Here is a 20,005-nt window from a genome sequence, read left to right on the forward strand (position 1 = left end):
TTAGATCACTCCTTTTTCGGCTAGTTGCAACAGTAACGTTGCATGATCTTGCGTAAGCTGCTCGTTCTTCGTATCCAGTTCGGCATTCTGAGCACACAGCGCGGTTGTATGTTCAGAATGTTGCTCGCTCTTCGCTTCCAGTTCAGCCACATGGAGCAACAGCTTGGCATTCTCCACCCGAAGCAAGTCAAGCTCGGATGGCACTGGCTTAGGCTGTAAGGCCTCTATCTCCTCTTGCGTAAGGCCATTGCTCCAAAAGGAAGGGCCGTCTACTGGCGGCGGCGGCTTCGGCTGCGGGTCTTCTCCTTCCGGTTCGTACTCGGCCTTGGCTGCGGTATATTCGGCATATGCAGCCTCGTAGTCTGACATGGCTTGTCTATGGCCTTGGACGTCGAACGTCGGCTCATAGAGACCGTCAGGCAGCGGTACGGCGACCGTGTAGCCAACAAGCACCGTTTCCGTTTCGGCTGGCTGCTCGTCGTTCGGCTGCTTCGTTTCTAGCACCTCTCCCTCGTCCGTTTGGACAGGTTCGCGCCGATCAAAAACACCCGTCACGGAGTCCGCAACGAGCGTTGGTTCGACGTATTGACCGGATAGGTCGGTTATAAATGCGTACTTCATGACTTTTTCACCTCCAGCCCATCAATTAACAGCTCTAATCCATCAAAGGAGAGGTATGTCCCTGCTGTGCCCGTATTTAAGAAAACTGCGCCACTAGATAAAAGGCAATTAGCTGTCGCGACTGTTCCTCCTCCCCAGGTTACTACACCAAAATAACTGTTGTATCCTGGCGCCTTTATGGGAAGTACAAATAACTGTAATAGTTTTCCTGACGAGCCACCTTGTATTGCACCGCGCAGTAGCAGTCGATTACCAATAACCCTAAATCGTAAGGGTATCGCTGCGAATGTTGTCCACCCGTTTATTGGCGTAACCGGAATCCATCCCGTATCCTCAACCGCTTCCGCCTTGCTGTTCTCCACCACCGACAGCCGCCGCTGAACATCGCCTACATCCTGCACCAAGTCCGATACAGTCCCGCGAAGATTCGCCGCCACGATGCCGTTGATTGGAGCCGCAAGCGTTTGGTCTAGCATCGTATAGGTGACGTGGTAGACTGCATCCACTTCAGGGATAGGGTTCTCGGCGTACTGGTACGGCTCGCCATTCCAAACGCCATCCTTGAATGTCCAGCCGAGATCTCTTGTTTGGTTACGGTATACTGCAAGGAGTCTCGTTGTTCTATGCTGCAAACGTCCACCAGGTGCGTTAATCGCATTGATGTAATTACCGTAAGGATTCGCCTTCTCACGAATCACAATGCCACTGCCGACCTCGACCATATTCGCTCCCTTACACAGTGTCGCGCCTGTTTCGTAGTTACGGACAGGTTCGACGGTTGACTTGGCCTTGAGATATTGGAGACGGTATGGCGTCCATTCTGCATAAGAGGTAGGAGGTACCGTCCTAACACCACCTGTACCGTCTACGACACCATTGTTGTTCGTACCTGTACCGTTCCATATCTTTCCCCATGTTTTTAGTCCGACTTCTCCGTTATACAGAGGGCTTTTTGAATCAATGTTTGGATTTTCGGAGCTAATAGATTTATACATTTTCCAACCCAAGAAATACGCCTTAATTTCGTCTGTATCCGGTGTATAGTCTGGCCCCCATCCGCTGTCTGAATTTGGTATCGTTAAATATAGGTACCCCGTAGATGGCTGCAGGTCAAAACAATCCGGTTTGTCATTTGTGTTATCGTGCTTTAAGGTAGTCCCATTATACTTGGTCATAAATTGAGGATTCGAGGCAACCCCTCCTGGAACGTACTGAATAATACGCACTCGTTTATGCCCCGTAAATGATGCGTCGTGCATCCACGGCAACGAACCATCCAACGCAACCTTCTTCCACTTTTCCAGCACATACGGCAGACCATCGTCGCCAGCGAATAGCACGTCCGGATTGCTACCATCTACCGGATTAGCGGCTAGGTCGCATTCTGCTGCCCATATGCTGCGTTGTTGTGGCGTGAATGGCTTCGGTTCGGTGCCGGGAACGAGTATTGTATTCTCGAAGGAGAACGTGCCTGAGGTGGCTATATTAGATAACTGCACTATTATATAGTCTGTTGTTGCGCCGATGGTGACTGACTGCGAAAAGAATCCGTCACCGTCTGTTGTTTCGGCTATGGGGTATCCAATTACGGTACCATCTTCTTTATACTCACCTAATACCATTCGACCATATCTTGAAGAGGACAGCGTGTATGTCTGACCGCGAATAACCCGGATTTTTGGAGAAATGGTTGCTTGATATTGTGCGGTGACTGTTTTACTAAGTTTGTATGGGCCATTAATTGTATCAGTTGTTCGTAGATCCCAATCCGTAAACGGCGGCAGAAAGTTCGCCCCTGTTACGATGGCATAGGGATTGCAAACGTTTATCATAGCGTCTACGTATGGGTAGCGTGCTGCGACTTGCTCTGCGGTCATAGACTGGATAGTGTTGTATTCGGCTTCGGATATTTCGTAAATGGCAACATGCTTGAAATTCGCGACACTGTCCGGACACGTTTGCAGACGAACCACTAGACTATTAGTTTCTGCTTTAGAGCGGAAGGAAAAGACAGTGTATGCTTTTTTGCCGGCTTCCACTTTTGGTACCACGGCCCCATAATCGGAAGTTACGGCATCAGCTGAAAACTCAATGGGGCGAATGTACGCCTCCCCACCGCTTTCAGCATGTACATGACCGATCACAACATAAAATGCCCCTCCTTTCACGGGCAAAAATTCAACCGTTTTATGCCCTGCAAAGTGTTCGGGGTTCTCTGGGGCAGAAAGAGCTGTTACTTTTAACGAATCGCTTGTGGTAGCAACAGTTGCGCCTGTCCCTAGCCAATGCGTAGCAGAATCGCCCTTGCCCATCGAACCCAACATGTTTATCAATGTCCGCCCCTTAACTTCGCCAAAGTTAAACGGCGTATCATTCTCCACCTCAACCACTTGCACGCCGGGGGATAATGTCAACGCTTCGCGCTCCGCCACATGCGCATCCTTCAGCCCCTGCTCGATGCGGTTCAAATCCTTCTCCGTCACGGTATCGTCGTATTTCCAATCCGTCTTTGCCTCGTATGGCATTAGGCCACCTCCTTCACTGTAATCGGCTGCTTGATGATGGTATCGGATGTGAGCGGGATGTAGACGGCGTTCGACGTCAGCACCGCGCCGTCGGCGGCCCGCAGCTCAATCAGCGATACGCTGTCAACCGAACCGATGGGTATCATGTATTCCAGGTTCACGATGCTCTCGGATACTTTTTTTACCGTAAATTCCGTAATTTCGTAGGTTTTATTGAGCACAACCTTGGCGATCCGCGTATTCACATGGTTTGCCAGTTCACTCAAAAGCGACGGTTCTATCATTTCATCTGCACCTCCGATCCGCGCTCGGCGAACGGCGATCGCCCCAGCTTCCACGTCGTGGAAAGCCGTGTCGTCCGTTTCAGATCCGAGCGGAATATGTTCTCTTGCATACCGACACCCGATACGAGCGCCGTCTCCTGCTGGTAGACCAAGTTCGCCGGTTTAACCGTTCGTACGGTGTGCCCCACTTCTTTAAAGACGGCGGCATCCGTAATGTTGGCGACAATCCGCAGCAAGAAGGCATCCGTATCCACAACGGCCCGCGCCTTGTCTTTGCCCAGCAAAAAGTCAAGCTTCTCCTGCAAGTACCGCACGGTAAACGGGGGCTTCGTCGTATAGCGGTTAATGATGCGTCTGCGCCGAAAATCCAGCGTCTCCGCATCGCGGTCCGGCAGGATGCCGAGCATCCGTTCCCGCCGCGCTAGCGCTTCCTCGCTCGCCGTCATGACGAACTGATCATCGAAGAGCCTTTGCGCCGCAGCCAAAAGCTCCTCTTTCTCTTCCTCCTGCGCTTCCATCAGCAGAATCATTTCTTTCATTTCATGGTAAAGGTCAGGCAGCAGTCCGATTAACTTATCAGCCATTCAAGGTCACCGTCCCCAGCACCGGGATCTCCTCCGCATCCAGCTCAACATTGGAAGCCATGTCATTCAGCTTGGTGTCAGCAATGTCCGCAATCCCTTTAATGGTCAAAATGCGCGCTTCCAGTTGGCTGACGCGTACGATTGTTCTGTCTTCCTCTTTCCATGCCGTCCGCAGCGTCCGCAAATAATCGGCAATGACTTTCTCCACGTCGGACTTCACTTGGGAAACGGTAACGCCGGCATCGAGGGTGAGCGTCGTCGACACATTGATGCCGACAGAGATAGCGCCTTTAATCGTTACCGTATGACCGATAGGGGCGAATCCCAGTCCTTTTCCTTGATTCGCTTCCGGATCGATCAGAGTCTGAACCTCCCTAATCAACTCAGCGGACGGGGAGTCGAAGCTGCTCGAAATAATGGTGCACTTTACCGTGCCCCCGCCTTTCCATACCGGAAATATTTTCACGCCGCCGACGCCGGTAATGGAGGTTACCTTTTTCTTATAGTCCGCTGCATTGCCTCCGAACGGCTGCTCGTTCACCGCCTCGAAGAAGCGGCTCCGCAGTGACTCGTCCGCCTCTGCGTCTTCCCCGGGAGCGATAACGTCCGCTATTTCGGCCCTTGCCAGCCCATCTACGTAATCCACCGGCATAAGCGAACCGTAATACTCGTTCCCTTTCGAGCCTTTCGCTTCGCATTCGAGCACGAACACCCCCGCCGACAACCGCTCGACAACTGCATAATTAAGTGCTGCTGTAGAAAAACGGGAACGCAACGGAACATCAAACGGTTCACCCGCGGAATCATAGAACAGCCCTTTCCGCCGTGCCGCAGTTGCTTGCTTCCGCTTCACCCCGTATTCAGCCGTGCGCCGCTCCAAATAATCGCCGCTTGACGTATCCGCATAAGAAAGCTCGTTTTGCACATGCAGCTCTGTATAAGCCTGTGCGAGCTCCACGGCAATGGGCGCGAGCGCATCGTAAATGATGCTGCCTTCCCGCTTGTCCACATCGTCCGGAACGCGTTCCAGCATGCGTTCCATGATGTCCTCAAGGCGGGGCACCGCCCATGAGTCTTGTTCCATATCAGCCATTCATCTTCACCTCCTTCGATATTTGCAGCTTGCCTACGCTTGTCTCTACTGTAAAGCGTACGTGCAGCGAATCCCCTTTTTGCTCAAAAGCGAACTCGTTTACACGTAAGATACGGTCATCCTGCATCAGCGCCTCGGTTATAGTGCGCTGCAATTCGGACTGCACGAAGCCAAGGCTGTACCCAATATGCGCCAGCAGTTCCGAACCATAATCAGGGCTGTAAATAAGATGCGCAAACCGATCCGTCAGCAGTATCTTCAACACCGCCTGCCTCATCGCTTCCAATCCATCCGTCATGCCGGCGATGCGCCCTGCTTCCATATCCAACCGATAGGTTCGGGTCGGCTGCTCGGCATAATCCAGCACCGTTGAAGCCGGTGTAACCCCTGTACTGTACTTCGGAATCATGCATTCACCACCTTGTCGAGCGCGATATAGCTCTGCCCGCCCTGCATGCGGGCCAGCAGCAGGCGGTCACCGGAACGCAGGCCCTGACGAATCGTGATTTCCTCCGCGCCAATGTGCACCTTATATTCCTTAAGCTGTTCCGTTATGACCAGAGCAGACGCTGGCAGCGTAAACCGCTGATCAATCTGAACCTGAAGCGGTGATACGCTCAGCACCTCGCCATACAGCAGCGCGACCGGACTCGAAGCCTCCACCGCGCCCGCGCCGGCTTTTTTAATAATGTCCAGCATCATTTTCATGTTCTATATCACCTTCAACGTTAATGACATCTTATGCCCCGACCCGCTCCATTCCTGGGAGCACTCGTCAATCAGCATATACTGCTCCATGCCCTGTTCAGGCGCAAAAATGGGGATGTACATTCCGGCCCGAATGCGCGCATCCCCTACAGCGTTCACTTTCATCGTTTTCTTCTCGCGGTTGTACAGCTTCATCAACGCTTCCAAACGCTCCTCCATTTGAGCCTTGTTCAGATTTTCATCGATTTTTTTATACAGCTGCAGTTGTCCCCATTTCGCGATATTGTTGCTGTCCTGCATAATATATACCTCGCGCTTGCCTGTAGCCTCGTTATCCCGGAACAGCTTTACGCGGTTATACGTTTCCTCATCGATGCTTGCCTTATAGGATATGCCAGTCATCTGGCTGCCCTCGCCCACAATACGGTCCGTCGTCCAGCTTTTGGCGTCGCGCAGCGTCAGCTTGCCGAAATCGTCATACAGCACAAATATGTTCTTCGTCGCGATCAGCGTCATGTCGAGCGCGCGGAGAATGATATCCAGCAGTTTCTTATTGTCCTGCAGCAAGATCGGGATTTTATGCTTCGTGTCGGCAAGTTCGCCAACCTCGAGTTGACAAGCTTTGGCGATTCGCTGAATCACCTCCGTCGCTGTCACGTTCTCAAGCACGTACGTATCGTTCGTCAGCAAATAGCGGATTTGGTCAAATGCGGTCAGCTTTACCTTATCGCTCTCGTCCGTTTCCACGCTGAACACATACCCGTAAAAGATAGCCGCCCCATCCGCCCACACGCGCACGATGTCGCCATTGTTAATGGTAAAGGAACGATCCTGAAACAGCGCTCCCTTGATATACGAAATCGACATGCTCGCCGGCTTGCCTGAGCGGGACGTCGACCACGACATATCGGTAATCAATTGGGAAATATCCCACAGGGTGCCGTTGCGGTTATCGATGTGCACCTCCATCCAGTCCGTCACCTCCTAAAGTACCCGTAAATACCACTCACTTTTTGGGAATGCGCAAAATGCGTCCCGGCTCCAGCTCGTTCATCATTTCATCGTTCCGTATGCCGTTCAACCTTTGAATTTCAACAAGCTTGCTCTCATCGTTGCAGAGGCTTTTGGCTATGCTCCACAGCTTGTCTCCCGCCTGAACTGTATATTCGGTTGGTCCTTGCCGTTCATCAGCGCGTGCTTGCGGCGCTTTTTGCACCTTGACTTCCGCTTGGCCATTGCCCAAAACCTTCACTTTTTGCGCAGAATAGAACTTATATTGCTTCAGCGACAGATCATATTCCAGATCGCCTACACTGCCTGCCGCCTCTCGCCAGGTGAACTTCTCAATCGCCATCGCCAGATTCATCTGATAAGTGGGGGTCGTCAACACGAAGCGGATTGGACGCTTGCTCTCCATCCAACTGCGGATCTGGATAACGTAGTCGCTCGGAGGAAGCAGCTTGTCCGGCGGGACATGCACGTAAGGCGCGGGGCTTATAGGAAAAATACTGCTGAACTGAATCGCTGCCGGCTTCGGCGTCTCGATGGCATTCACTTCCCCAAGGCCGATGATATCGAACGACTGCAGATTCCCCGCTTCGCTGATATCAAGCTGCGCCGGGTTGACCGGCAATTCGATCACCTGCTCCTGATTATTGAAGCTCAAATACATATGGTATCCGCTCATCCGTACACCCCTTCCGCCGTCATCACGAATTCTTCCTCCAGCTTCTGCCCGATGCGGTTAATAAGCGTATCCATATCGAAGCCTTGATGAATGTCGCCCGTGCTGACCTGCACCGTCGGCGTCAGCGTTACGAAATTCTGAATGCTGTCCATTTCCGCCAAGTCGCGCATCATCATCAGATTCTCATCCGAGATGTCTACCTCGCCGCCGATAGCCCCTACTTTTCCAACCTCGCCTACTTTCGGAATTTCCGCAGCTCCGCCATTCCACGGATCCACTTTGCCTCCAGGCGCAAGACCCGACGTGTCCGGAATCAATTTCTTAGTGAAGTCGAGATTGTCTTGAACAAGCTTTTGCCCGCTGAGGAAAGCATCCGTCAGATTGGTTTGATCCATACGGTACTTCGATAAATCCAATACATCTTTATCACTCTCAGGTTTCTCAGGCACAATTTGATCGGAACTCCATTTACCAATTAATTCAAATTTAGAGCCTGTTAAATCATTAACCTTCTCAATAATCCAATTAAAGGCATCCCCGAACGAGTTAATTAAATTTCCTATATAATCGGATACCGTTTTAACTAGATCATAAATTAGTTTTTCGCATGCATAGGCTGGATCGATTAATAAATTGCCAAAGAATTCAGCAAAGGAAATCAGCAAATTCCACGCATGGGCAACAGAATTGCTGATAAACGCAAAAAGCACAGCAAAGATTCCAACGACGGCGCCGACGACGGTTCCCGTTGATATTCCAAATTCATTCAGTACAGTCATGATAAGGACGAGCGCGCCAATGATGGCAAATAACGGCCAAGCGGCTATCACCCATTGGACAAGCCACGCTACCGCCATGGCTGCAGCAATGGCGCCAAGGACAATCAGTGTGTTCTGAACAAGATTCCAATTCTCGACGAGAAAGTTCACAACGGCAGCCGTTGCACCCGCCAGCATGGTCAACCCCGCTTGTATGCCTGCAAAAAATGGGTCGAACTTTCCTTCTTGAAATGCCTGATTGATGATGTCCAGCACCGGAGCGAACACTTGTAACGCAGTCTCTCCGGCCGCGGCCAACAAGCCATTGAACCGGTTTACCGCCGCTTCCCATTTTTGAATCGGGCTGTCCATCAACAACTCCAGCGACGCTTTGCTCATGTTCGCCTTCGTCATTAACGCATCGAAAGTTTGCAGAAAGCCATTCAAATCGCCGTTTTTGGAGAATGACTCCAATTTTTTTTGTTCTGCGGCGCTTGCCGGAATTTGGAGCTTCTGCAGCAAGCCTTCGCTCTTGCCGAAATAAGCATCCTTCATCAAGCCCGCTGTCTCTGCCGGGTCACCGCCTTGTGGTTGAAAGGCTGATAAACGCTGCACCATTTCATTCATGCGGAGCACATCACTCGTATTTTTCGATACCGAGGTTAATGCAAGACCAGATTGCAATGATTTCGCTACATCCTTGCCATTCATCAGGGCCTGTCCCCGCAGCGCTTCGAAGACCGGCGAGCCTTTCTGGGCAGTTCCATATCGGGCATTGAAGCGCGCTCGCATATCTTCTGATTCGGCGGCTCCCTTCACGGCATTGACACCTATCATTTTCCATATGCCCAGCATTTTGGTGCCCAATTCGCTATAACTTTTACTAATGCTCTCTCGGAGCCCTTTAAATATTCCAGCAATGTTGTCCCGCATTTTTTCGTAAATTTTCCCACCATGCGAAATGCCCTTGCCATTGTCATTATCAGCAGGCGAAGGCTGACGTAAAGGCGCTTCGGCTTTCAACGTTCGGAGGTATACAGAAACCGCCAATTGATTCATGGCATCAACCGTTTTTCGCCACGTGTTCTTTGCAAGCTCCATCGTTTCTTCCAGTTCTTTCTTTATTCTCGTATCTGCTCGGGCAAAAGCGGCCGTAAACGATTGCATAGACAGGACAGGAGCCGAAAACGCCAACGTTGCTTGTGCATTCATGTTCACTTCCCTCCTTCTGTCCGCAAAGATGAAGAGAGCGGTTCCCCATTTGCACCTGACAGCCTCATTCGATAGCTGCTCTTGTACGCGCCAATTGTGGAACCGCCTCTGTCTCTTGCGGTTCATCCATCGTGTTCTTTACCGCTTCTTGCGCATGCTGCGCTGCGCCTTGCGCTCCTCTTCCACGCGGATGTCAATCATCGCGTAGACGGCGGCGCGTTCGCGAGCCGGGAGCGCCAGCAGCTCATGCGGCAAGATGCGAAGCTTATGGAGGGCGTAATAGGCATAGTTCGCCTCGCCGTCGCCCTCCCGGATTAGTTTTTTACTTCATTGACGAGGTCGTTCGTGTCCTGGTTGAAGCCGTTCAGCGTCTGCACCTGCTGCAGCAGCGCCGTGTATTCTCCGGGCAGCAGCATTTTGCGCAAGAGCGCTTCCGCGCCCATGACGCCGTACGATTGCTGCAGCTCCGCATTTTTCAAGTCTGGGTAGACAACGCTCGCCACGATCAGCTTCGCTGTATACTCATTGAAGTCGATTTCCGGCGTAACGACGCCCCCCTTGCCCTTCACCTGCTTCGTGGCCGCCTTGCGGCATTGCTCGTTCTCCACTTCGCTCATGCTGCGCAGCGTCCAGGCAACCGGTTCTCCCTCTTCGTTTTTGAAGCGGGTCGATACCGCAAACGTCATCTCCGTATTCGGTTCGGCATTTTGGGCAAAGAAATAGCTTAATGTGCTCATAGTTGTTTCGCTCTCCTCATCTTTTTGTTATTTTAAATTACACGGAAGGGTTGGAAAAGTTATTTAAAATATCGACATCATCAAACGTAAATTCCACTTCTTCCTCCAGCACGTCACTTTCCGTATCGAGCTTCGCCATGACGACGCTGTTCAGGTTGACATTTTTCAACGTGACGGTTTGTGCTCCGATGGAAGAGGTCGGGTCCTCGTTCGTCACTTGAATCGTGAAATTCGTGTCTTTGCCATTCTTGATATATTCCAGCATCATCTGGCGGAACAACGGCGTCATGTAATAGATGGTCATGCTGCCCGTTCCTGACCAGCCCGCTGTCTTGTGTTGCGTGGCGCGGCTGCCAAGCGTCTTAATCTCCGCCTTCTGCTTTTCGATCTTCGCTTCCAGCGTCTTGATATAAAACATTTCCTCGTTTTTGCCGTTAATTTGCGCAAATGCGCTGCCCTCACGGCCGGAAATCGTATCTTTTGCCTGTAAGAAACCCATCTTACTTCACCTTCACTTTCATGTAAATTTTCTCTACTGCATCGACCGGCTGCACCGTCAATTGAATGACGATGCTGTCCGAAGCCTCGCCCTGCGCAACCAGCACGTCCGTCTGCGCGTCAAAAGGCTGAATGGCATTCAAACGCTGCAACTGATCCAAATAAGCAATGCACTCCGCGCGGAACAATTGGCGCCCTTCTTCGTTGTTGTTCGTTTTGCCGACATACGCCGTTTCGAAAATGCGCTTCATATCGTTCGCAATGCCGTCCAATACGCGGATAACGCGGTTTTTGGAGAACGGCTGCCCTTTGTCCGGCGAATAAGTCGACAAGCTGTTGATATCCTGCTCCACCACGGCGCGTCCGCGCTGATGAACGAACACGAACTCGCCCTTGCGCAGCGCTTCCTCCACTTGGCTGTTCGTCATGCGGATATCGGCGTCGACCGCGTCCTCGTATGCGTTATACGTCAGCGATTCGTTCATTGCCGCCGCTGCCGTCGCCGCTGCAACCCAGGCGGTTGCCTGCGCCGCGTTCAGCACGGTGCCGTCTGCCAGCTTGACGCCATTTTTCACGCTGATGACGCCCTCGCTGTCTGCCGTCGGATATTGAGCCATAACCGCCTGCACCTTCTTGCCCTCGTCTTCGCGCATCCGCTTCACAAATGCCGCATATACGGAACATAACGCCGCGTCCGCCGAAGTCAGCGCGACCGTATGGAAATCATGCACGGCAATCGCATCGAGGAAAGACACGTGCTCCGCATTCGACACGCTGCCGTCGTCGCCTCCGGTGAGCGGAAGTCCCGCAATCCCCTCAATCGCTCCTGCGCCTTCGAATTCCACCCAAGCGTTGGCTGTCAATTGTTCGGCTTGCTTGACGGTCTGACTATCCACCACGCGTCCGCCAACTTTCGTAATGACATCCACCTTCGTGTCGTCGTCGACGTTCGGCTGCACCGCGAGTTGAATGTCGTTGCCGCGCACGCCGCCGTGGCGCGCCTTCACCTTCAGTTCTTTATGAGTCGCTGCCGCCTTGGCTCCTTCATTCAAGCGGTACAACAGGACCGTCTTCGCCCGCTTGAACGCTTCACGCACGAGCAGCAGAGCCTCATCCGTCAGCTCGTAGCCGAGCTGTTCGAATACCGGCTCCCCCGCATGCAATTCGAGCACTTGCTTCGCCGGTCCCCAGCTCAGCTTCAACGGCAGCGCCACTACGCCCCGTTCTCCAATCGCTCCCATCGGAGCGGCATCCCCCTGAAAGCGCACATATACGCCTGGTCTTACCTTGTTCTGAGTCATCCATGTTCCTCCAGCCATCACTTTACCTCCTGAATTAGAAAATGTTGTAGCAGCGCATTGACTTGCGCCTTCGTGTACCGTTCGTTCTCTTGCAAGAGCGCGTGCAGCATGTCCCGCTCGCCCGCGCCCCATTCCTTCGCTTCCAGCCACTGTCCCTTCGCATAAGCGGTGTCCGGGGCAGCTTGCCGGGTATTACGCTTGTCCATCTCGCGGTTCTGCATCTCGAATGCGTCCCTCCTGCTTCATCGAATTCATCTTGCTCGCCTCTTCCCGTGAACGCGTCAACATCAGCTCATACTGCACCTGAAACCGCAGCGTGCGCTCCGCAATCTCATGCTTCCAGCCCGTTCCCCGGCATAAGCCGCCGTCCGCCTCGATCAGCTCCAGCACTTCGTACAGCGCATCGGCCGCATCATGGACGGAAGCATCCAGGACGGCGGGATAATAATGAACTTCGACCGCCGCCTGCGCCAAGTAGCGGCGTTCACCGACGCGCTCCCGTTCGCCCCGCACGAGCTTGACGACAAAGCACGGCGCTGCCTCGTCCGTCCGCTCCTCCGCCTCCAGCACAGGGATGTCCGGGAAGCGTTCCCGCACTCGCCGCATCACTCCTTGCCGAATATCATAGCTCCGCAAGCCTTCACCTCCTGTTCATAGATGCAAAAAAACCGTTCGGCAGCTTGGCCGCAAACGGTCTTCTATTGCAAGGCTGCCCTGCCAAATGCCCACAACCTCACACTATCATCTTAGCACCGTGTCCCGTCCAACGGCGTGCCATCATCCGGCCATCAAGAGGACAAGCGGCGAAATACGGGCTCAACTGCAGCATCTCCTTCGGACAATATGGTTCCTTGATTCCTTCAATCCTCAAATACTTCTACCCCCAGCATGAAGGCCAGCTCCATCACGGCCCGTGCTTTAATGCGGCGGAACGTGCGCTCGCTGACGTTCAACTCATGGCATAATAAGTAATCCGGCTTGTGCGCGTACGGATCGAGGTAGCAGCATTCAATCACCTCTCTTTCCGTTTCCCCAAGATGCGCGACCGCCTTCATCACATTGTCATGCACCGACTTCATATAAGCTTCCTTGTCCACATTATGAACAGCAGCCGCCTCGACAGGCTTGCCTACCTGATTCGTCGCCCCATGGAACCTCGGTTCATAGGCGGGGGTCATTCTCATTTCCCGCCGCACCACTCCCGCGCGTTTGTACAAGCACGCCAATGATAACTGCTGCTCCACCATTTTTCGCGTCGCCGTCCGGTTTACCGTTGCCAACATCGCCGTCACTCCTTCAGTTCGTTTATAATACCAACACACTAAGCAACATTGTTACTTTAAATAACTATATAAGCGCTATAAAGGGTTCTTGTTTGGCTTCGAAAAGCTCTTGAGTTATTGTAAACAACTATATACAATAGACGTTGTTCATTGTAAACAACTCATAAATCATGTTGCGAACATTTGTTCCCGTATGATATACTGCAAGCATACCATGCTCATAAAATGAACGTCAATCATGAATTTATGAACATATGTGAAAAATAAGGGTGATAACGATGTCAGAGACGAACAAAGAACGTGTAGGTTCTCGCATTAAAGAAATGAGGCTCAAGCAAGGCTTATCTCAAGACGATGTTGCACACGAGCTTGGCATGAAGCGGGCCAATGTAGCCAATTATGAGGCGGGGCGCACGACGCCGCCAAGCGACATCATCGGGCGGCTCGCCGATCTGCTGCACACGTCAAGCGACTATTTGCTCGGCCGCATCGATAATCCGATGCCTTTGACCGTAAGTCCTCACGAATCCATACCGGAATGGGCCACGTGGAAGGATAAGCGGGATTTCAAGAAATTGCTTGAAGAAGATGCGGAGATTATGTTCGATGGCGTCCCGATCGAAGAGGATGATCGCGAGCGGGTCATCCAGGTACTGGAGGCCTTGTTCTGGGATGCGAAGAAAAGAAATAAGCGGAAGCTGAACCGAAACCGAACACAACATACCGACTAACTTATCCGCGAGGTGCATCTCATGGATGTAGAGAAGATTGTACGATCGTTAATTCGAAAATATAAGACGAACTGCCCTTTTCAGCTTGCACAGCACGTTAACATTCAAGTTCAGCTGACGCAGCTTGGCAACTCGACGCGCGGCTTTTATTTCCGCAAGCTTCGCCGCCGCTATATTGTCATTAATTCAGATCTACCGTTTGAATGGCAGCGCTTTGTGTGCGCGCACGAGCTCGCTCATGACCGGCTCCATAAGGGAGTCGGCCACTTTTTTATCGAGCGCCATACCTTGTTTCAAGTCGGCAAATTCGAACGGCAGGCCAATCAATTTGCGCTGCAGCTTCTGCTGGCGGACCAAGAATGCGTGGCTGGCGAGACGCGGGAGATATATTGCGCGCGCAATGGCATTCCGCCGGAAATGGCAAAGTTTCTTCCAATCGAATCCGATCGAGAATAAGCGCGGGATGCGAAAGTATGGATCATACTTCGTATCCCGTTTTTTTCCCTATAATGCAGCGCCGATCGGTATAAATGCCGTCACCCTTTTCTGCCTACTCCACATAGTATAGGGTAAAGCCGAACTATGGGTGTATGCTATTAATCTGAGAGGTGAGACCATTTACATGAAGGCGCTTGTCACCGGGATCTCCGGTTTCGTCGGAAGTCATATGGCGGAATATTTGCTCGATAACAACGTAGAGGTCATCGGCACGATTCGCAATCGCAGCCGCATGGAGCATATCCTCCACATTCAAGATCAGGTTCACCTTGTGGAATGCGAGCTGCGCGATCCTTTCTCCGTCGAGTCGCTCTTGACGCAGGAACGTCCCGATCTTATTTTTCATTTGGCCGCGCAAAGCTTTGTCCCTACATCATGGAACTCCCCTATCGACACCATTCATAACAATGTTGCCGGACAGTTGAACATTTTTGAAGCGGTGCGGCGGCTGGATCTCGATTGCCGCATTCAGATCGCCTGTTCCAGTGAAGAATATGGCCATGTCGAGCCGGACGAAACGCCGATTCGGGAAGAAAATCCGCTGCGCCCGTTAAGCCCGTACGCTGTGAGCAAAGCGGCGCAGGACTATCTCGGTTACCAATATTTCAAAAGCTACGGCCTTCATGTCATCCGCACCCGTACCTTTAACCACACCGGACCGCGCCGCGGAGAGCAATTCGTTACGTCCAACTTCGCCAAGCAGATTGCCGAGATCGAAAAAGGCATCCGCCCTTCGAAAGTGTCGGTCGGCAACTTGAATGCGAAGCGCGACTTCACCGATGTGCGCGACGTCGTTCGGGCTTATTGGCTTGCGCTTGAACATGGCGAGGCGGGAGATTGCTACAATATCGCATCGGGCTCCTGCGTCACCATACGCGAAATGCTCGACATGCTGCTCTCCATGAGTACCGTCTCGATTGACATCGTGCCGGACCCAAGCCGCATGCGACCGTCGGACGTTGAGATTTTACTCGGCGACATGACCAAATTCTCAAAGCACACGGGCTGGAAGCCAGAGATTCCTTTTGAGCAGACATTGCGCGATTTGCTCAACTATTGGCGCGAGCGTGTGTAAACGAAAAAAACCGCCACTCTATTGCAGAGTGGCGGTTCCTTTTTAGTGATTTAGTTAATCGTCATTTCCGTGCCTCGAACGTGAACATTTGCGTCTCGCGAGCTGGCTTGGCACCGAACTCGTAATCGGCCGAGCATACAATGTCGTTAAATCCGACGCTCTCCAGCAGCAGCTTGAGCTCCTCGACTCCGTACCATCGCAGCGCGAACCGCTGCAGCTCCGTCTGTATTAATTTTCCTTCCCGCCATTTTTCATATTTTAAATAAGACACCTGATGTTGATGGAGAAAATCAACCTCGACCACTTTTTGCTCCATTGTAATCAGATCTCCGTATGGCAGCACATGGGTCGTCGTATGGACATTGCCGATAGAAAAATCAATGCCACTATAATCAGGCAGAAAAATGTCGACAATAAAACGGCCCCCTGGCACAAGATGCTCATATATGCATTTCAATGCATGAATTGACTCTTCCCGCTTTTCGATGAGCAAAAAGGTGCCGGCAGGCATTATGATCGCTTCATAATTATGCGGCAAGGAAAACTGCTGTAAGTTGCCTTCATATAAATCGGCGTGCAAGTTGCGTTCCGCCATCCGTGTCCGACACACAGCCAGCATCTCCGCGGAATAATCGATGCCATCCACCTTCATCCCGGCTTCCAGCAACGGAATCAGCATGCGGCCGGTGCCGATTCCAGCCTCCAATATGCGACCACTGCAGGTGCGCAGCCGTTCACGGTAATATTCAATGTCTCCATTAATGGAATGTCCGACCGGTTTCGTAAAATCATAAACTTCCGCACTAAGTTCCCCGTAATAGCTGAACATGTTCTTTCCCTCCGTTATTTGAGGAACGGAAGAACGGTTATTTTAAGAACGTGATTGCTCTCAACTCTTCCGCACCTTGAATAAAATATTCGCTTGCAAAGAGCTGACTGTCATGTGAATCACTCACTTTCTTCGGAAATATTTAACAGCATACTAGATTGTTAGACAAGATGCAAACCAAAAATTACCACTACACGTCTGTTTCTTTGATAATGAGGCCAAACGTTCTGGACAACACGACCGCTTGCTCCGGGGAAATCATGCAGCCCTGCAGATCTTCCAGCGTTGCGCCCAAGCCATTGAAGCGGCAGGTGCTTAGATCGATTCCCGCTAATTTAGTGCCTGACATTTGAGCTTGATCCAGATTTGATTCGCATAACTCCACTTTTGTTAATTCCGACCTGTAAAAATCGGCGTTGCATAAGGACGAGTGTTCGAATTTCACCTGCTTGCAGTTGGCAAAGCGAAAGGTCGCAAAATCCGCGGAGCAATTATGAAACAATACATTTCGCAAAGTCGATCCAAGCAAATTCAGCCCCAACATTTTGCAGTCATTCATTTCCACTCTGTGCATGATTGCGTCACTTAAATCTATATTAGACAGGTCACATTTTTCAAAAATAACGTCTGTTAATTCAAGCTTATGAAGGCTGAGTTGCTCAAACGTCACATTTTTAAAGATAACTTGGTCAAAACAGACTCTTTCAGCAACCTGATGTCCGATCACTTCATTTTCGACAATCCCAATCTGAAACAGCTCTTCGGTATAGATCTCCCTATCCGTAAAATCGAGCTTGTCCAGCTGTTCTAACTCCTTGGGTAATCTAGGCGGTGAAACAACGGTGTTCTTCTGTTTTTTCTTATCCACGCTTGCATCTCCTTGCCTCTTGATAGTTGTGCACAAAAAGATTCGCTCAAACAAAGACAGTTTTGTTTGCCCCAACAATCCCTTTGCTTCATTCTCCCCTTCCTTCAGAAAATGCCAGTCCGATGCTCGACTCCAGTGTACTTCCTTCTATCAAATAGAATCATCGCGTCGTATCCATATGTAATAGAGCATGTCATTTCTCCTCAGCTTTATCCTATCCTGACGGCATGGGAGAATGGAGCTAAGCCCCATTATATAATGTTGCTGAAAGATAGCAAATGGCCACCATTCTGAATGAAGAGGAAAGGTGACGCCGAGCTGCATTTGTGCAGTTGCTCTTGCGAAATCCAGCTCTTTTTGGCGTTTGAGCTGCAAATGTGCAGTTCAACGGGAGGATATTACGATTATTTGTGCGATAACGTGAAAATGTACTGCACATTCGCAGAACAGCATGATGAAAACCGCAAAAAGGGAACTTTCAACTGTACAATTGCAGTTGGAGCGCAATTATTCGACCAGACATAAATAGGCTCTAAGCGATTCTGTCATCGTTGTTTGCTGACTGAAGGACAAAATTCAATTAAAAAAAGCCTTGGAAAAACCAAGGCTTAAAAAGGGTAAAGGTTATGAAGAAAAAATTGGTCCTGACAACAAGTTGCTCTTGGAGCGGGTGATGGGAATATTCAACATCTGATTCTAAATGAGCCTTCGACTCGCTTAGAGGTAATGTTGACGCGCGCCCTACTTTGGGTATTTCACCGAAGTATTTACGGGCGGCCGAACCCTTGGGTTCGCTTCCTATCCCATAATGCTCTTGGAGCGGGTGATGGGAATCGAACCCACGCCGGCGGCTTGGGAAGCCGCTGTTCTACCATTGAACTACACCCGCAAATTACAAAAACACACTCTAGCTAAGAATAACGCAGACTGGAGTGTGTGACAGTTAGAAATTCATGGTCGGGACGACACGATTTGAACATGCGACCCCTTGGTCCCAAACCAAGTGCTCTACCAAGCTGAGCTACGTCCCGACAGACGTTAAGGTGTCAACAACTAGTGACAACATTGAATATATCATATTTAACGCCATTACGCAAGCAATTTCTTGCAATTATATATTCCAGTCTCTCGATCACACCTTCTTAATTATCGACGAGCCCATGCTCAAGCGCGTAACGTGTCAATTGGACTCGATTCTCGAGGTGAAGCTTTTGCAAAATATTTTTCAAGTGATTTTTCACGGTATGCTCGGACAGCGAAAATTGCGCAGCAATTTCTTTATTGGATTCGCCCTTCGCCACCCGCTCCAATATTTCACGTTCACGTGAAGTAAGCGGTGTCGCTGCCGGAGGCTTATTCGGCCCTTTGGGCGAGAACTCCTGCAGGATGCGGAAGGCAAGCTCCTTCGACATTGGCGCTTCGTCTATGGCGATGGCGCGCAAATATTCATGCCATGCCGAAGGCTGCAAGTTTTTGAGCAAATAGCCCTGCGCCCCTTTTTTCAACGCTTCGAATAAATGGGTAATATCATCGGATACCGTTACCATTACAATTTTAACATAGGGGAATCGCTCTTTAATGCGCTTGGTCGCTTCTAGTCCGTCCATCATCGGCATCGAGATGTCCATCAAAATCAAATCAGGCATTACCGTTTCCGTCATAGCGAGCGCTTCTTCGCCATTTACCGCTTCGCCAACGATAATAAAGGAAGGATCGATGGACAAAATGTCACGCATTCCTTCACGGGCATGCGCATGGTCGTCTGCAATAAGTACGCGAAATGCGTTTTCCGGCAGCGAATTCATAAATAAAACCTCCTTTTTGTCTGTCACGCTTCTGGCCTTGATTCTTTGCATACGCGCAGCACGGTTGTCTGCTGCGCCACACGTTCCACATGCAAGCTCCAGCCCATGTTGCGAGTGCGATCCCGGAGCATTTTCAAGCCGTACTTGCCCGATTCGGCGAACGGATCGCTGCTGAAGCCGACTCCGTCATCCCGCACTTCGCAGTAAAATCCGCCGGGGCTCTGTTCCCCTATGACCTGAACCGTCTGCGCATCCGCGTGCTTGCGCACGTTCGTCAGCGCCTCCCGAACACAGGAGAACAGCGCGATTTTCTCCTTAATCGAGAGCGCTTCCTCCGGTAAATTCCATCGGACTTCGACCTGCCACTCCGTATCCTTCTTGCTGTCTTCAATCATGTGCATCAATTGCAAAGACCAAGAGAAATCCGCCTCTTGAGGCGCCGTTCTCAGGTTGGCAATCGCTTGGCGCACATCGTCATAGACGTGGCGCACCGTCTGGCGCAGCTTGTCCAGCTGGTCGCGCTTTTCTTCCGTAGACGCGGCCTCCAGCCGATCGATTTTGACAGACAACATGAACAACGATTGCGAGATTCCATCATGAAGCTCCTGGGCCAAACGCTCCCGTTCTTCCAGCGCCGCCTTGGTCTGCTGCTCCCTGCGCAGAGTCGCCTGCGTATCGTCCAGCAGCTTGAACAATCTGGTCAGCAGCGTGGCAGACACGATGAAGACGATGACCGGGGCAAGAATATTTCCCATATCCATCGATAGATAGGGCAGCAGGAAGGAGTGACGAACATACTCCCATAAGCCGATCGTAATCGTCGGTATCCATAAGATGAGTCGTTTAATCATTTTGTCGCTCACGGCGCTTCTCCTCCTAACCCAAACAATAAAAGCATGAGGCACATC

Annotated in this window: 24 protein-coding genes and 2 tRNA genes; 4 read left to right on the top strand and 22 right to left on the bottom strand. The window is 51.2% G+C overall.

The annotated features are described in order from the left end of the window. The 10 genes from JSQ80_RS04335 to JSQ80_RS04380 are packed head-to-tail and all read right to left on the bottom strand — an operon-like array spanning position 1 to position 9,472. Positions 1-621, bottom strand: coding sequence for a hypothetical protein (locus tag JSQ80_RS04335; protein WP_206094480.1), 621 nt, complete (start codon positions 619-621; stop codon positions 1-3). After that, positions 618-3,146 (bottom strand): hypothetical protein, encoded by a 2,529-nt coding sequence (locus JSQ80_RS04340; RefSeq protein WP_206094481.1) that lies wholly within the window; start codon positions 3,144-3,146, stop codon positions 618-620. The genes JSQ80_RS04335 and JSQ80_RS04340 overlap by 4 nt, the downstream gene beginning before the upstream one ends. Further along, positions 3,146-3,430 carry a ketopantoate hydroxymethyltransferase gene (locus JSQ80_RS04345; protein ID WP_087433399.1) on the bottom strand — a complete coding sequence of 95 codons (285 nt, stop codon included), beginning with the start codon at positions 3,428-3,430 and terminating at the stop codon, positions 3,146-3,148. The genes JSQ80_RS04340 and JSQ80_RS04345 overlap by 1 nt, the downstream gene beginning before the upstream one ends. After that, positions 3,427-4,014 carry a putative phage tail protein gene (locus tag JSQ80_RS04350; protein WP_206094482.1) on the bottom strand — a complete coding sequence of 196 codons (588 nt, stop codon included), beginning with the start codon at positions 4,012-4,014 and terminating at the stop codon, positions 3,427-3,429. Before JSQ80_RS04350 ends, JSQ80_RS04345 begins: the two co-directional genes overlap by 4 nt. Next, positions 4,007-5,107, bottom strand: coding sequence for a baseplate J/gp47 family protein (locus JSQ80_RS04355; protein WP_206094483.1), 1,101 nt, complete (start codon positions 5,105-5,107; stop codon positions 4,007-4,009). Before JSQ80_RS04355 ends, JSQ80_RS04350 begins: the two co-directional genes overlap by 8 nt. Next, the gene (locus JSQ80_RS04360; RefSeq protein WP_206094484.1) at positions 5,100-5,516 is read right to left on the bottom strand and encodes a DUF2634 domain-containing protein; all 417 of its coding nucleotides are present in this window, start codon (positions 5,514-5,516) and stop codon (positions 5,100-5,102) included. The genes JSQ80_RS04355 and JSQ80_RS04360 overlap by 8 nt, the downstream gene beginning before the upstream one ends. Continuing rightward, a complete protein-coding gene (locus JSQ80_RS04365) occupies positions 5,513-5,815 on the bottom strand; it encodes a DUF2577 domain-containing protein (RefSeq protein ID WP_087433395.1) in 303 nt (100 codons plus the stop codon). The genes JSQ80_RS04360 and JSQ80_RS04365 overlap by 4 nt, the downstream gene beginning before the upstream one ends. Before the next feature lie 3 nt (positions 5,816-5,818). Next, entirely contained in the window at positions 5,819-6,784 is a 966-nt protein-coding gene (locus JSQ80_RS04370) for an XkdQ/YqbQ family protein (protein WP_206094485.1), read from the bottom strand. 37 nt (positions 6,785-6,821) lie between these two features. Further along, on the bottom strand, positions 6,822-7,502 hold the full coding sequence (locus JSQ80_RS04375) for a LysM peptidoglycan-binding domain-containing protein (RefSeq protein ID WP_206094486.1): 681 nt from the start codon (positions 7,500-7,502) through the stop codon (positions 6,822-6,824). After that, positions 7,499-9,472 (bottom strand): phage tail family protein, encoded by a 1,974-nt coding sequence (locus JSQ80_RS04380; protein ID WP_206094487.1) that lies wholly within the window; start codon positions 9,470-9,472, stop codon positions 7,499-7,501. The genes JSQ80_RS04375 and JSQ80_RS04380 overlap by 4 nt, the downstream gene beginning before the upstream one ends. Before the next feature lie 81 nt (positions 9,473-9,553). Here JSQ80_RS04380 and JSQ80_RS04385 point away from each other — a divergent pair, with 81 nt between their 5' ends. After that, positions 9,554-9,790 (top strand): hypothetical protein, encoded by a 237-nt coding sequence (locus tag JSQ80_RS04385; protein ID WP_206094488.1) that lies wholly within the window; start codon positions 9,554-9,556, stop codon positions 9,788-9,790. Here JSQ80_RS04385 and JSQ80_RS04390 read toward each other — a convergent pair. From JSQ80_RS04390 to JSQ80_RS04415, 6 genes are all read right to left on the bottom strand, one after another. Further along, positions 9,787-10,209 carry a phage tail assembly chaperone gene (locus JSQ80_RS04390; protein ID WP_087433391.1) on the bottom strand — a complete coding sequence of 141 codons (423 nt, stop codon included), beginning with the start codon at positions 10,207-10,209 and terminating at the stop codon, positions 9,787-9,789. The two genes, JSQ80_RS04385 and JSQ80_RS04390, sit on opposite strands and share 4 nt — an antisense overlap. A gap of 37 nt (positions 10,210-10,246) precedes the next feature. Beyond that, the gene (locus JSQ80_RS04395; protein ID WP_087433390.1) at positions 10,247-10,708 is read right to left on the bottom strand and encodes a phage tail tube protein; all 462 of its coding nucleotides are present in this window, start codon (positions 10,706-10,708) and stop codon (positions 10,247-10,249) included. Between the two features lies 1 nt (position 10,709). Next, the gene (locus JSQ80_RS04400) at positions 10,710-12,026 is read right to left on the bottom strand and encodes a phage tail sheath family protein (protein WP_206094489.1); all 1,317 of its coding nucleotides are present in this window, start codon (positions 12,024-12,026) and stop codon (positions 10,710-10,712) included. Continuing rightward, positions 12,026-12,229, bottom strand: coding sequence for a hypothetical protein (locus tag JSQ80_RS04405; RefSeq protein ID WP_087433388.1), 204 nt, complete (start codon positions 12,227-12,229; stop codon positions 12,026-12,028). The genes JSQ80_RS04400 and JSQ80_RS04405 overlap by 1 nt, the downstream gene beginning before the upstream one ends. Beyond that, the gene (locus JSQ80_RS04410) at positions 12,201-12,644 is read right to left on the bottom strand and encodes a phage tail terminator family protein (protein WP_206094490.1); all 444 of its coding nucleotides are present in this window, start codon (positions 12,642-12,644) and stop codon (positions 12,201-12,203) included. Before JSQ80_RS04410 ends, JSQ80_RS04405 begins: the two co-directional genes overlap by 29 nt. Before the next feature lie 224 nt (positions 12,645-12,868). Continuing rightward, positions 12,869-13,291 carry an ArpU family phage packaging/lysis transcriptional regulator gene (locus tag JSQ80_RS04415; RefSeq protein WP_206094491.1) on the bottom strand — a complete coding sequence of 141 codons (423 nt, stop codon included), beginning with the start codon at positions 13,289-13,291 and terminating at the stop codon, positions 12,869-12,871. A gap of 278 nt (positions 13,292-13,569) precedes the next feature. On the opposite strand from JSQ80_RS04415, the gene JSQ80_RS04420 reads away from it, so the two are divergent. From JSQ80_RS04420 to JSQ80_RS04430, 3 genes are all read left to right on the top strand, one after another. Further along, the gene (locus JSQ80_RS04420; protein ID WP_087433385.1) at positions 13,570-14,022 is read left to right on the top strand and encodes a helix-turn-helix domain-containing protein; all 453 of its coding nucleotides are present in this window, start codon (positions 13,570-13,572) and stop codon (positions 14,020-14,022) included. A 21-nt stretch (positions 14,023-14,043) separates the two neighbouring features. Further along, positions 14,044-14,478 carry an ImmA/IrrE family metallo-endopeptidase gene (locus JSQ80_RS04425; protein ID WP_206094492.1) on the top strand — a complete coding sequence of 145 codons (435 nt, stop codon included), beginning with the start codon at positions 14,044-14,046 and terminating at the stop codon, positions 14,476-14,478. 166 nt (positions 14,479-14,644) lie between these two features. Next, positions 14,645-15,595: a GDP-mannose 4,6-dehydratase gene (locus JSQ80_RS04430; protein WP_087433383.1), complete on the top strand. Its 951-nt coding sequence runs from the start codon at positions 14,645-14,647 to the stop codon at positions 15,593-15,595. Between the two features lie 61 nt (positions 15,596-15,656). On the opposite strand, the gene JSQ80_RS04435 is transcribed toward JSQ80_RS04430, so the two are convergent. The 6 genes from JSQ80_RS04435 to JSQ80_RS04460 all read right to left on the bottom strand — a co-directional run bounded on the left by JSQ80_RS04435 (position 15,657) and on the right by JSQ80_RS04460 (position 19,960). Beyond that, complete coding sequence (locus tag JSQ80_RS04435; protein ID WP_206094493.1) at positions 15,657-16,424, bottom strand: class I SAM-dependent methyltransferase; 768 nt, start codon at positions 16,422-16,424, stop codon at positions 15,657-15,659. Between the two features lie 190 nt (positions 16,425-16,614). Continuing rightward, entirely contained in the window at positions 16,615-17,292 is a 678-nt protein-coding gene (locus JSQ80_RS04440; protein WP_206094494.1) for a pentapeptide repeat-containing protein, read from the bottom strand. A gap of 815 nt (positions 17,293-18,107) precedes the next feature. After that, positions 18,108-18,181, bottom strand: a tRNA-Gly gene (locus JSQ80_RS04445). A 65-nt stretch (positions 18,182-18,246) separates the two neighbouring features. Continuing rightward, positions 18,247-18,323: transfer RNA gene (locus tag JSQ80_RS04450), tRNA-Pro, on the bottom strand. Positions 18,324-18,434: 111 nt separating this feature from the next. Then, complete coding sequence (locus JSQ80_RS04455) at positions 18,435-19,097, bottom strand: response regulator (RefSeq protein ID WP_087433380.1); 663 nt, start codon at positions 19,095-19,097, stop codon at positions 18,435-18,437. Positions 19,098-19,120: 23 nt separating this feature from the next. Continuing rightward, positions 19,121-19,960 (bottom strand): histidine kinase, encoded by an 840-nt coding sequence (locus JSQ80_RS04460; RefSeq protein WP_206094495.1) that lies wholly within the window; start codon positions 19,958-19,960, stop codon positions 19,121-19,123. Positions 19,961-20,005: the final 45 nt, after the last annotated feature.

This window comes from Paenibacillus apiarius (genome assembly GCF_017052585.1).
GTDB lineage: Bacteria > Bacillota > Bacilli > Paenibacillales > Paenibacillaceae > Paenibacillus_B > Paenibacillus_B apiarius.